The 11572-nt window shown below is 62.8% G+C and carries 11 protein-coding genes and 2 pseudogenes; 4 read left to right on the plus strand and 9 right to left on the minus strand.

Annotated elements, in window-relative coordinates; all coding sequences use genetic code 11:
• Positions 1–3: 3 nt before the first annotated feature.
• The 6 genes and pseudogenes from NEZ08_RS19885 to NEZ08_RS19910 form a co-directional block, all read right to left on the minus strand.
• Positions 4–558: a cation transporter gene (locus tag NEZ08_RS19885; protein ID WP_298110676.1), complete on the minus strand. Its 555-nt coding sequence runs from the start codon at positions 556–558 to the stop codon at positions 4–6.
• A gap of 168 nt (positions 559–726) precedes the next feature.
• Positions 727–1788, minus strand: coding sequence for a ketopantoate reductase family protein (locus tag NEZ08_RS19890; protein ID WP_298110679.1), 1062 nt, complete (start codon positions 1786–1788; stop codon positions 727–729).
• A 258-nt stretch (positions 1789–2046) separates the two neighbouring features.
• Entirely contained in the window at positions 2047–3063 is a 1017-nt protein-coding gene (locus NEZ08_RS19895) for a lytic transglycosylase domain-containing protein (protein WP_298110682.1), read from the minus strand.
• Positions 3064–3168: 105 nt separating this feature from the next.
• Positions 3169–4587 carry a pyruvate kinase gene (pyk, locus tag NEZ08_RS19900; protein ID WP_298110712.1) on the minus strand — a complete coding sequence of 473 codons (1419 nt, stop codon included), beginning with the start codon at positions 4585–4587 and terminating at the stop codon, positions 3169–3171.
• A 328-nt stretch (positions 4588–4915) separates the two neighbouring features.
• On the minus strand, positions 4916–5992 hold the full coding sequence (locus tag NEZ08_RS19905; RefSeq protein ID WP_298110686.1) for a tartrate dehydrogenase: 1077 nt from the start codon (positions 5990–5992) through the stop codon (positions 4916–4918).
• A gap of 79 nt (positions 5993–6071) precedes the next feature.
• Positions 6072–6280: pseudogene (locus NEZ08_RS19910) on the minus strand (hypothetical protein); the annotation flags it as partial.
• A 110-nt stretch (positions 6281–6390) separates the two neighbouring features.
• Between NEZ08_RS19910 and NEZ08_RS19915 the strand changes: the two are divergent.
• On the plus strand, positions 6391–7305 hold the full coding sequence (locus NEZ08_RS19915; RefSeq protein WP_298110688.1) for a LysR family transcriptional regulator: 915 nt from the start codon (positions 6391–6393) through the stop codon (positions 7303–7305).
• Positions 7306–7356: 51 nt separating this feature from the next.
• Here NEZ08_RS19915 and NEZ08_RS19920 read toward each other — a convergent pair whose 3' ends face one another.
• Complete coding sequence (locus tag NEZ08_RS19920; RefSeq protein WP_298110691.1) at positions 7357–7602, minus strand: Lrp/AsnC family transcriptional regulator; 246 nt, start codon at positions 7600–7602, stop codon at positions 7357–7359.
• Between the two features lie 121 nt (positions 7603–7723).
• Here NEZ08_RS19920 and thiD point away from each other — a divergent pair, with 121 nt between their 5' ends.
• Both thiD and NEZ08_RS19930 read left to right on the plus strand, forming a co-directional pair.
• Positions 7724–8524: a bifunctional hydroxymethylpyrimidine kinase/phosphomethylpyrimidine kinase gene (gene thiD, locus NEZ08_RS19925; RefSeq protein ID WP_298110693.1), complete on the plus strand. Its 801-nt coding sequence runs from the start codon at positions 7724–7726 to the stop codon at positions 8522–8524.
• Between the two features lie 102 nt (positions 8525–8626).
• Complete coding sequence (locus tag NEZ08_RS19930) at positions 8627–9451, plus strand: alpha/beta hydrolase (RefSeq protein WP_298110696.1); 825 nt, start codon at positions 8627–8629, stop codon at positions 9449–9451.
• A gap of 229 nt (positions 9452–9680) precedes the next feature.
• Here the strand turns inward: NEZ08_RS19930 and NEZ08_RS19935 are convergent, their stop codons facing one another.
• Entirely contained in the window at positions 9681–10070 is a 390-nt protein-coding gene (locus NEZ08_RS19935) for a response regulator (RefSeq protein ID WP_298110699.1), read from the minus strand.
• 121 nt (positions 10071–10191) lie between these two features.
• Positions 10192–10287, minus strand: a pseudogene (locus tag NEZ08_RS19940) (BA14K family protein); the annotation flags it as partial.
• A gap of 511 nt (positions 10288–10798) precedes the next feature.
• Between NEZ08_RS19940 and NEZ08_RS19945 the strand changes: the two are divergent.
• Positions 10799–11556 (plus strand): IS5 family transposase gene (locus tag NEZ08_RS19945; protein WP_298110703.1). Its coding sequence is split into 2 segments (ribosomal slippage): positions 10799–11138 and positions 11138–11556, totalling 759 coding nucleotides; the frame shifts between segments, so codons are not numbered across the junction.
• Positions 11557–11572: the final 16 nt, after the last annotated feature.

An 11572-nucleotide genomic window follows, 5' to 3' on the forward strand; every position in this document is an offset into this window, starting at 1 on the left:
GCGTCAGCAACAGCTGCAGTCGTCCCCGGACCAGGCTTCGCGTCCTTCCTTGACCAGGAACCAGACGATCGCGAGCGAGCCGGCTCCGTCAATCCACCACGCTCCCGTCAGCCATTGCGCGGCGAGGCTGATCACCACGACGAACGACAGCCAGCCGCAGGTCACGGCTTCCATGGCGTCGGCGCGCAATGCGCGGCTTCCAATCTTTTCGGCGATCGCGATCTTGCGATAGGCGAGGTAACGCATCGCGGGAATTGCGATCAGGGCGACGATAAAGCCGGGCCAGGAAAATGCTTCGCCGACGCCTGTATAAAGGCGCCACAGCGAGGCAATGGTGACGTAGGCCGCAAGCGCAAACAGCAGTCCGCCGCCGATGCGGCTGGCGATCAGTTCGGCGCGCTCGGAAAATCGCCGGCCGTGGCGAAGTTCGACGGACAGCCGCCACATCAGCACGCCTGCCGAGGCCAGTTCGATCAGGCTATCGAGGCCGAAGGCCAGCACGACGAGGCTGCCGGCGAAAATGCCGGCGCCGATGGAAGCCGCGGCTTCAATCGTCATCCATCCGATCGTCAGCCATTCCAGCCGAAAGGCTTCACGGATGAGCGGAAGCCGATCCGGGCGCGGCGGAAGCACCAACGGGGGCGGAACGCAGCATTCTGCCATGCCGCCTGTATACAGGCGCGGAGTGCCGATGTCAGCTCACGCGGGCGCGCGAGCCAGATGCTGTCACAGGTCGGAACCGCCTTCGACGATCTTCTCGTTGAGCTTTTGATCGACTGTCTGCACCGTCTGATCGATCTCCGCGTTGGGGGTGCCCAACTGATGCGAGATCAGCTTCACCAGCAGGTCGACACGCTCGATGAAAGGCGCGCCGGCGGCCACTGCGCGCGCCGCCGATGACGGCTTGAGAAGGCTCTCGGCCGCCTTGGCGTATTTCTCGAACGGCACCTGATCCTTTTCGTCGGCGCCGAGACGCCGGGCGACCGCATCGACGTGCTCGTAGATCGATTTCGAAAGCTTGAGGTCGCCGTGCACGGCATCGCGGATCGACTGCGGTTCGCCCGGCGTGATGCAGCGGTAGTTTCCCGTCAGCAGCATCGACCATTTGGCGAGCGGCACGAACGGCGAATCGAACACTTTGAGCTTCACCGGAACGTCCTGTCCGTCGAGCTTCACCGCGTCGATGTCGGCTTCCAGCTCGCGCAGTATTTTGTTGTGCGCGTCATCGGCAAATGCAGCCGCCTTGAAATTGGTCGCGAGGCCGACGTGCAGCACATTGGCCGCGTCTTCCGGCGGACGAAAAGCCTGCGGGTCGGGCGAACAGAGCGTCACGAGCTCCGGCCTGAAGCGCTCCCAGACCTGCGCGTTGGTATAGGCTTCTTCCAGATCCATGTTCGCCAGGGAAGGAATCCGTTTGAGATAGGGCAGGGGCGGCATGTTCATGATCGAGAGGCAAGGCAGCTTCGCCTCGGCGATCTTGATCATGAGAACGCGGATGGTGTGGTTGGTGTATTGCGGCTCCTGCATCGCAAGCCCGACCAGCTCGTAGCGGGAAACATCCACGTCCTGCGGCGTCACCGCATCGAGTTTGCCAGGAAGATCGCGCGAAAAAATCGAGCGGTGCTTGGGCTCGTCGCGGAGCTTGATGCGGACTTCAGTGCCCTCCCGGTTGATGAGATCGGCGGTTTTGCGCCGGCAAACCAGGGTCACGTTGTGCCCGGCCATGAGCAGCTTGGTTCCCAAGAGGGATCCATAGGATGCTCCCAAAATCAGGATATTGCGGGCCATGTTCTTCTCTCCGAGGGATGGGCGATTAAGATGGGCATCTGCCAATGCCAACGCCAGCATTTGCTGGCATGCCAGATAATGACCTTTTTACACGTCGCCGATCCCAAACAACCATCGGGGAGGATTTGGAAAATGGTATTTTGTCAAATCATGACTCGTATATTCAGACAATTTTACAGACTCGCGGCTGCTTGCAGGGATGCGGCAACGCAAGGCGCCAGCTCGAGCCAGAGGTCGCTGAGACCGTGCCTTACCGGCTCAGTTGCGCATGACGTCGCAATAGGCCCCGGCCGCCTTGAGCGAGGCGCATAATTTCTGCGCGCCGGAGCGGGTATCGTCGCCGATCCGCACCCGTGCTGCCCCGGCCTGACCGATGACCCCGCGTATGACCACGTTGGTTTCGCGGCCGGCCAGGAGGCCCGCATATTTCGGCTGCCATTCGCGGTAACGCGCGAGCGCATTTTGCCGCGTCGTGCCGCCGACGATCTCCACGCCCCAGGGTTTGACCGGCTCGGCTTTTAGCTGGGACGCTGTCGAGTTGGGCTCCATCAGGGCGCCGGACGGCAAGTCGCAAGGGACCTGGAGGGGAGGCCGCGCAACCAGTTTGGTATCGGCGGTCCCGGCTGCCCATTCATCGGCGGAACGTCCTGTGACGATCCGCACATAGGCCCGGGTTTCCTGCGGCAGTGCCTTGCGACCGCCGAGCCAGTCGTGAACGCGTCCTGATCCCGCATTGTAGGCGGCCGCCGCCAGCCCGAGATTGCCGAACTCCTGGCGCAGATCGCGCAACAGCTGTCCGGACTTGGTGATCGCCTGCAGCGGATTGAACGGGTTTTCCAGGCCGCTCGCTCTGGCTGTCGCCGGCATGAATTGTGCAATTCCTTGCGCGCCCTTTGGACTGATCGCGTCTGGCCTGAAACGGCTTTCCTGCCAGATCAGGCGGGTGAAGAAATCGACCGGCAGCTCATTGGCCGCGGCCGCCGCGCCGAGCGCGTCGCAAAGGCTCGGTGTTTTCGGCGGAGCGGCGGACTCTTTAGTGTGTTCGGGCGCGTCGGCTTGTTTGGCGTCGGTCGGTTTCGCATCGTGGTTTTGTTCGGCCTGGCCGGTGCCTTGAGACGGCTGTTGCTGGGCCGGTTTCGAATCCTCCGCGCCGTCCGCTGCAACGGCCGGGCGGCCGCTCACCGCAGCCGCTGCCAACAGCAGCACAGAGAGCAGCAGGCCGGACGACCGGCTGCCCCTGCCGGGCGATGACAATTTACGCGGCGCAAGTTGCATCACGATCGCTTCGGGAAAGGGCGAAGCAAAGATGTTCGCAACGCAACGTCGGAACGCAACAGGCGTTCCAGGATAACGCGATGCCGCCCCGCGGCCAGGCCCAGCCTACCGCTCGAGCTTCAGCACCCGAATGTTGTTGGTGGTTCCAGCCTGGGCGAACGGTATCCCGGCCACGACGACCAGAAGATCGCCGCCTGCAGCGAATCCTTGGCTGCGGGAGAGCCGGCTCGCGCGATCAACCATTTCCTCGTAACTGTTCACGTCCTCCGAAAACACGCTGTGCGCGCCCCAGAGCAGGCAGAGACGGCGCGAGGTCGCCAGGCTCGGCGTGATCGCCAGGATCGGCTGGCTTGGCCGTTTGCGTGCGACGCGGGCGGCGGTGGTTCCGCTGGAGGTGTAGGCGACGATCGCCTTCGAGTGGATCACGGTCGCAAGGTCGCTCGCGGCGGTCGCAACCGCATGGGGCGCGGTCTGTTCCTCGCCCGGCTGCGTCGCTTCGATCAGCGAACGGTACATCTTGTGCTGCTCCGTGCTCGTGATGATCCGGTCCATCATCTCGACGGTTTCACGCGGATAGAGGCCCGTGGCCGATTCCGCCGACAGCATCACTGCATCCGCGCCGTCATAGACGGCGGTTGCGACATCGGAGGCTTCCGCGCGCGTCGGCGTCGGCGCAGCCACCATCGAGTCCAGCATCTGGGTGGCGACGATCACCGGCTTCACCGCCAGCCGGCAGGCCCGCACCAGTTCCTTTTGCCGGCCGGGCACGTCCTCGGGTGGAATTTCAACGCCGAGGTCGCCGCGGGCCACCATCACTGCATCGGACAACTGGATAATGTCGTCGATGCGATCGAGCGCGGCGGGCTTTTCGATCTTCACCATGACGCCGGCCCGGTCGCCGATAAGGCCGCGCGCCTCGATCACGTCCGACGGCCGCTGCACGAAGGACAGCGCAACCCAATCGACGCCGAGCCGCAGGCCGAATTCGAGGTCGGATCGGTCCTTGGGCGTCAGCGGCGACAGGTCGAGAACGGTGCCGGGAAGGTTGACTCCCTTGTGGTTCGAGATCGTGCCGCCGACGATGACCTTGGCGTCGATGGTGTCATCTCCGATGCCGGTGACGCGGACGCGAACCCTGCCGTCATCGATGAGAAGATCGTGATCGGGCGCGATCGCGGCGAAGATTTCCGGGTGCGGCAACGGGATAGCCGAGCGGTCACCGTCGGCTCCCGATTTGACGAAGCGAATCGATTCGCCCGATTTGACCGTGATCTTGCCGTCCCGCAGCGTGCCGACGCGAATTTTGGGCCCTTGCAGGTCCATCAGGATGCCGATCGGCCGTCCGGCCTCCTGTTCCAGGGCGCGGATGGCGGCGTGGACCTTGGCGTGGCCGTCCTGCGTGCCATGACTGAAGTTCAGGCGGAACGTATCGACGCCCGCCAGAAACAGCGCCTTCAGCATCTCGGGAGACGCGCTTGCAGGACCGACCGTGGCGACGATCTTGGCTCGCCGGTGACGACGCATTGTCATTTCGACTTTCCTTTCCCGTTCCGGTCAGAATGGCTCTGATGTCGTTGACGTTGAAGGCGCGGGCCCCGCACGCAAGACGGCTCCGGGCCGGTTCAAGGATATGTAGCTGCCATCTGCGACAGGAAATGCGCGTGTGTCCAGCCCGGCCGCGCCGCCTATCAAGGCTCCGGCCGCGTCTTCTGTTCCCGCCGATACCGCTCGCTGTCTCGGGCGGATGTCTGGCGTGCGCCGGCGAGGGCGATCACAAGACCGGGAAGGAACCCGGTGTTGCGGCCGTGCTCGGCCAGCGCATCGCCTCACTCGCCGGACACCGGAGGGCGTCTTACGCGTTGTCGGCGCGGATCGCGGCGATCACCGCATCGGTCACCTTGCGCGTGCTCGCCGTGCCGCCGAGGTCCGGCGTATGCAGCGCCGGATCGGCAGTGACGCGTTCCACCGCCTTCATCAGGCGCTGCGCGGCGGCGTTCTCGCCGAGATGTTCCAGCATCATCACCGCCGACCAGAAGGTGCCGACGGGATTGGCGAGGCCTTTGCCCATGATGTCGAAGGCCGAGCCATGGATCGGCTCGAACATCGAGGGGAAATTGCGCTCGGGATTGAGATTGGCGGTCGGCGCGATACCGAGCGAGCCGGCGAGCGCCGCTGCAAGGTCGGACAGGATGTCGGCATGCAGGTTGGTGGCGACGATAGTGTCGAGTGTCTGCGGCCGCATCACCATCCGCATGGTCATGGCGTCCACCAGCATCTTGTCCCAGGTGACATCGGGAAATTCCCGCGCCACTTCCACCGCGATTTCGTCCCACATCACCATGGCGTGACGCTGCGCGTTCGACTTGGTGACGACGGTGAGCAGCTTGCGCGGACGGGAGCGGGCGAGGCGAAACGCAAAGCGCATGACGCGCTCGACGCCGGCGCGGGTGAACATGGATACGTCGGTCGCGGCCTCAAGCGGCGATCCCTGGTGGACGCGGCCGCCGACACCGGCATATTCACCTTCCGAATTCTCGCGGACGATGACCCAGTCGAGTTCCTTGTCCTTGACGGAACGGAGCGGCGAGGTGATTCCCGGCAGGATGCGCGTCGGCCGGACGTTGGCGTATTGGTCGAAGGGCTGGCAGATGGCGAGCCGCAGTCCCCACAAGGTGATGTGATCGGGAATGTCGGGATGCCCCGCGGAGCCGAACAGGATGGCGTCATGGTGGCGGATCTGGTCGCGGCCGTTCTCGGGCATCATGCGGCCGTGCTTCTTGTAGTATTCGCCGCCCCAATCGAAATGATCGAAATGGAAATCGAAGGTTCCTTCGCGCGCGGCCAGCGCCGTCAAGGCTTCGACGCCGGCGTTTACGACTTCGGTACCGATGCCGTCGCCGGGAATCGCTGCGATCTTGTAGGTCTTCATGGAAAACTCCCTTGCTAATTCCTGATCAGTTCGGTTTGGCGGTTGCCGTCGGATGATTGACAGAGCGCGCGGGCCCGGCGGCCCGCGAAAAACCATGACACTTGTTCATCGTCAGCGAGGCGATGCCGATATTCACCCGGTCGATGAACGCGACGAAATACAGAGCGTGATGAAGGGGACGATGCGCCAGGTGATCCTGTGCAGCACGCGCCGCTCAAGCTCATTCGCCGGCTCACTCGCCACCTCGGGGTCCTCCTCGCGACCATTGCTTCTTGCTTGGGAAGGCATCCGTCTTCGCGTGTCGAGAGCCTAGGCGGCCGGCGGATTTGGCTCAATCCGCTGTGGTTTATACAAAAAATTGATATAATCCGCTCCGTCCGGAAATGAGGTCGGCCCCGATGGAATTGCACCAGCTTCGTTGTTTCGTCGCCGCCGCCGAGCAACTGCATTTCGGGCGGGCGGCGCATCAACTCGGCATGCTGCCGTCGGCGCTCGGACGTCACGTCAAATTGCTCGAAGAGGACCTCGGCGCGCCGTTGTTTGCGCGAACCACGCGCGCGGTCTCGCTAACGGAACAAGGCGAGGCGCTGCTGCGCGATGCCCGCGCCATCCTTTCGCGTGTCGAAGCCGTCGAGAGCGCGTTCCGCGGCCGTTCCAGACTGCAGGCCGCGCGACGACTGAAGATTGGCGCGATCGACAGTGCCGCAGCAGGGTTGTTGCCCTCATTGCTGCGCGACTTCCGCAGCAGGCATCCCGATATCGCGGTTCAGCTGGTCGAAGACAAGACGATCCGGCTGCTTCCGAAGGTCTTGTCGGGCGCGCTCGATCTTGCCTTTGTTCGACCGCCCGCGCGGCCCGACAGGCGCCTCGAATTTCGCGATCTGTTGCGCGAGACGGCCATCGTGGCCGTTCCGCGCAAGCACAGGCTGGCGAGCCGCAAGATGATAGCGCTGCGGGATATACTGAGCGAGCCGATGATCGTCCCCGACCGGCGCTCTCGTCCTCACAGCCACGATTTGACGATGAACCTGTTCAACGAGGGCGGGTTGTCGCCGCGGCTCGTTCAAGTGGCGGACGAGAAACAAACGATCGTGAATTTCGTGGCCGCCGGGCTCGGGCTCGCCATCGTGCCGCGCTGGACGATGCGAATGGCGATCTCCGGCGTGCGTTTTGTGCCGCTGAAACTCGCGGAGGGATCGACAGGAAGGCTGCCGCTGGCCGCGGCCTGGCTCAAGGCTTCGCGCGACCCGGCGCGCGATGCGGTTCTCATCGTGCTTGAAAAGCAATTGCAGGTTTACGCAAAGGAAGCCTGAACGGACGCCCGTGCCCTATGTTCGCCCAGACGCGAGGCGGTCGTCGTTTCGTCAGGCCCCGCCGAATGCCTTGAAGGTGATAATGGTGTGGGTGTCCTGGATTCCCGGGACGACCTGCACCTTTTCGTTCACGAAGTGGCCGATATCGGTCCCTTCATCGACGTAGAATTTGACGAGAAGATCATAATGACCGGCGGTCGAATAGATCTCCGAGGCGATCTCCGCTTCCGCAAGCGCGTTGGCGACCTTGTAGGACTGGCCGAGCTTGCATTTGATCTGGACGAAAAAGGGGACCATCGCGGTCGTCTCCGAGTCAATTTCCAAGAGAGGCAGCTTCGTTAGGGCCAATATAGCGCGGCGAAACTTGCTGGCAACAACACGCCGCTGTAGCGTAGCGATTTGTGGGTCCCGTGACACGATGACTGTACCAATTGCGCTCACCATTGCCGGCTCGGATTCCTCCGGCGGCGCCGGCATCCAGGCGGACCTGAAGACCTTTGCAGCCTTCGGCGTCTATGGCGCTTCGGTAATCACGGCGTTGACCGCGCAGAACACGCGCGGCGTCACGGGCATTCACCCGGTGCCATCGGCCTTCGTCACCGCGCAACTCGACGCCGTGTTCGACGATCTCGACATTGCGGCGGTGAAGATCGGCATGGTGGCCGAGCTTGCCATCATCAAGGCGATCGCTGCCGCGCTCGCGCGCTGGACGCCGAAGCATGTCGTGCTCGATCCGGTGATGGTGGCATCATCCGGCGAGCGGCTGTTGTCGGCGGAAGCACTGGCGAGCCTGCGCAGCCATCTGATTCCGAAGGCGACGCTGGTCACCCCGAACCTGCCGGAAGCGGCGGCGCTGCTGGACGAGTCCGTTGCGCCTGATGAAGCGACGATCAGGGAGCAAGGCCGGCGATTGCTGGCGATGGGCGCGCGCGCCGTGCTGATCAAGGGCGGCCACGGGCAGGGGGAAGAGAGCATCGATTATCTCTTCAATGGCGGCGGCGTCATTGCGCTGCCGGCGCCGCGCATCGCCACCGCCAACACCCATGGCACCGGCTGTTCGCTGTCGTCGGCGATTGCAGCCGGCCTTGCCAGGGGCGAGACGCTGGAGAGCGCCGTGCGGCACGCAAAGACCTGGATCACGGCCGCGATCGCCGCCGCCGATCGCCTCGGCGTCGGCAAGGGCCACGGCCCGATCCATCATTTCCACGGGCTCGATTGACGGCGGCGAATCGTCAAAAAGACGCATAGGAGACACATAGGACGTCTAGACATGTCGGCGTGCAACGAAGCGCGTGCCGAACACCAACCGCTGGAGAGACCCATGCCCATCGTCACGACTAAGGATGACGTCGAGATTTTCTACAAGGATTGGGGCAAGGGGCAACCGATCGTGTTCAGCCATGGCTGGCCGTTGTCTTCAGACGACTGGGATGCGCAGATGATCTTCTTTCTCAATCATGGCTTTCGCGTCGTCGCGCATGACCGGCGCGGCCATGGCCGCTCCAGCCAGACCGCCGATGGCCATGACATGGATCATTACGCGGACGATCTGGCTGCCGTGGTGAGGCACCTCGACCTCGAAGCAGCCATCCATGTCGGCCATTCCACGGGCGGCGGGGAAGTCGTGCATTATCTTGCGCGACATGGTGAAGGCCGGGCGGCAAAAGCAGCCATTCTCTGCGCGGTCCCGCCGCTGATGGTGAAAACGGCGGCCAATCCGAACGGGCTGCCCAAGGAAGTTTTTGACGACTTCCAGGCGCAGCTTGCAGCCGGCCGCTCTCAATTCTATCGCGACGTCGCCGCAGGTCCGTTCTATGGCTACAACATGCCCGGCGCGAAGCCGTCAGAGGCCGTGATCGAGAACTGGTGGCGCCAGGGCATGATGGGCGGCGCGAAAGCGCATTACGACGGCATCGTCGCCTTCTCGCAGACCGATTTCACTGAGGACCTGAGGAAGATTACGCTCCCGGTGCTGGTGATGCATAGCGAAGACGATCAGATCGTTCCCTATGCCGCGTCGGGACCACTGTCGGCAAAACTTCTGAAGAACGGCACCTTGAAGACCTACAAGGGTTTCCCGCACGGCATGCCGACAACGGAAGCGGCGACCATCAATGCCGATCTCCTGGCCTTCATCAGGGGATAGCTGGACGGATGGCTTCGTCAGACAGGGCTTCAGGAATTTCTTTGCTGCGCGCGCCGGCACGGCTCTCGCAGCATCGACTATCGCTTCCATGGCGACGGTTAGTGGTCGCGGCCGGCTTGCAAAGGGCGGGATGCTGGACTGCCCCGTTTCAGCCGAAGAAATGGATCGCGTCCGCGATGGCCGCCGCCGAACCACGTAAATATCATACTCACAAATGAAGAACTGGCCTTTACACCGTCGGCGGCGTTCGGTGGTTGAGAAGAGTTGCAACCGCCGCGACCAACCGGGCTGCCCCGAGGGGCTTCGATACGAGAATACTGTTGGGAACGCGCTGTGATGCCCATTCTTCTGCGGACGAACCGGTGACGTAGACAACGGGAAAGAGCGGATCTCGTTCTCTGATCCGCCGGGCAACGTCCCAGCCGGTCAGGGTGCCGCGCAGGCGAACGTCGGTGACCAACGCCGCGTAGGTGGTGTTGCCACCAATCAAGAGCGCCAGTGCGTCTTCGCCTGAAGCCACACTTTCGACGGCAAACCCGGCGTCGGTCAGCGCCTTCTCCAGATCAGCCTGCAAAAAATACTCGTCCTCGACGACGAGCACTGAACGTCGGCCCGACAACTAGTCCTCTCTGGCGCCAGCGCCTGCGGTCGCTCCGACTTCCATGGTTGCCACAGCGTCGCCGCATAAGCCGCATGAAGAGAGACCGCCTCGACGGCGGCCTCCCGGAAGTGAAATCCGCTCAAGGACAGGGATGCCGGCGTCCATCGTGGCCGAGATAGGTGCCGCTGCCCGGATCATATGATCTGAATCGCTGCACGCAGAACGATCTGGCGTCAGCCAGGTCCTCGTCGCCCATGCGCGCAAACGCGCCGCGCACGGCAGCGCTATCGCCCGCGGTCATTGGTCGAGGCTGAGGAGGATCCAATCGCAGCAAGTCGGCAGGAACCCCCTGAGCGGAGGCAGGTGCGACAAGTCCCGCGAACGTCAGCGCAACGAATGCCATCGATCCGCAAACCAGACCTAATACTCGTGCTTGCCGCGTGCGTGCAAATGGCAGGCGTGAAGAGCCGGTGTTATTCAAATGCGTCATGATGCGTTCCTTCTATTGAAGCGCGCCACACTCCATGGCGATCAGTTCGAGACCGCCGGATGTGAATGGCCGAAGGGCTTTTGTATGCTCGCTCAGTAATCTTCAGCTGGAGCCGCTATCGGGCATGCGAGCGCTTGATTAGTAGCGCGAAGGCCGGCTGCATGTAACTCGGGGTTTTGCGAGCTAGGGTTAGAACTCATTAATTTTTCTGCTGCGACAATACGATACTGATTCTCTTTGGGGAAGGATTGGGATCGTGAGCAGGAATTTGTATTGGCTGAGCGACGAGCAATGGCAGCGGATCGAACGTCACTTGCCAACCGATGTGCGGGGTGTCGAGCGGCAGGACGATCGCCGCGTTATCAGCGGCATTATACACGTGCTGAAAAGTGGCTGCCGCTGGTCGGATTGTCCGGAAGCCTACGGACCTGCTACGACGATCTACAATCGCTTCGCTCGGTGGGCGCGACGCGGCATATGGGAAAACCTGTTCCTCGAACTCGCCGGCAACGGTCGATCGACGAACACCCAGATGATCGACTCCACGCATGTCAAAGCGCATCGATCGGCGGCAGGCGGAAAAGGGGGGAGCAGAAGCAGGCTGTTGGCCGCTCGCGCGGAGGGCGCAACACGAAGATACACGCACTCGCAGATGCTAAGGGGCGCCTGATCGCCATTCTGCTGACCGGTGGTGAAGCGCATGACTGCCCGGTCGCAGAACGCCTGATCCGCAGGGTCAAGCCGCCGAAACGGATGCTCGGCGACAAGGCCTATGATAGCGCTGAATTACGTGAAGAACTGGATGAGCGCGGAACCAAGCCGGTCATTCCAAACCGCAGCAATCGTAAGCAACCGTACAGCTTCTCAAAGCGCCTCTATAAGCTTCGCTGGCGCATCGAGAGTGCCTTCAACAGGCTGAAGGACTTCCGGCGCATCGCAACCCGCTACGACAGGCTCGCGCGAAACTACCTCGCTTCCGTCTGCCTCGCCGCAGCTCTGGTATGGTGGATTTAATGAGTCTGGACCCTAG

Origin of the sequence: Bradyrhizobium sp. (genome assembly GCF_027451485.1) — a bacterium.
Taxonomy (GTDB): Bacteria; Pseudomonadota; Alphaproteobacteria; order Rhizobiales; family Xanthobacteraceae; genus Bradyrhizobium.

Coding starts and splice junctions, on each gene's coding strand:
- NEZ08_RS19930 (WP_298110696.1), top strand. CDS start 8,627: ATGCCCATCGTCACGACTAAGGATGACGTCGAGATTTTCTACAAGGAT.
- NEZ08_RS19920 (WP_298110691.1), bottom strand. CDS start 7,602: ATGGTCCCCTTTTTCGTCCAGATCAAATGCAAGCTCGGCCAGTCCTAC.
- NEZ08_RS19885 (WP_298110676.1), bottom strand. CDS start 558: ATGACGATTGAAGCCGCGGCTTCCATCGGCGCCGGCATTTTCGCCGGC.
- NEZ08_RS19895 (WP_298110682.1), bottom strand. CDS start 3,063: ATGCAACTTGCGCCGCGTAAATTGTCATCGCCCGGCAGGGGCAGCCGG.
- pyk (WP_298110712.1), bottom strand. CDS start 4,587: ATGCGTCGTCACCGGCGAGCCAAGATCGTCGCCACGGTCGGTCCTGCA.
- NEZ08_RS19905 (WP_298110686.1), bottom strand. CDS start 5,992: ATGAAGACCTACAAGATCGCAGCGATTCCCGGCGACGGCATCGGTACC.
- NEZ08_RS19890 (WP_298110679.1), bottom strand. CDS start 1,788: ATGGCCCGCAATATCCTGATTTTGGGAGCATCCTATGGATCCCTCTTG.
- thiD (WP_298110693.1), top strand. CDS start 7,724: ATGACTGTACCAATTGCGCTCACCATTGCCGGCTCGGATTCCTCCGGC.
- NEZ08_RS19915 (WP_298110688.1), top strand. CDS start 6,391: ATGGAATTGCACCAGCTTCGTTGTTTCGTCGCCGCCGCCGAGCAACTG.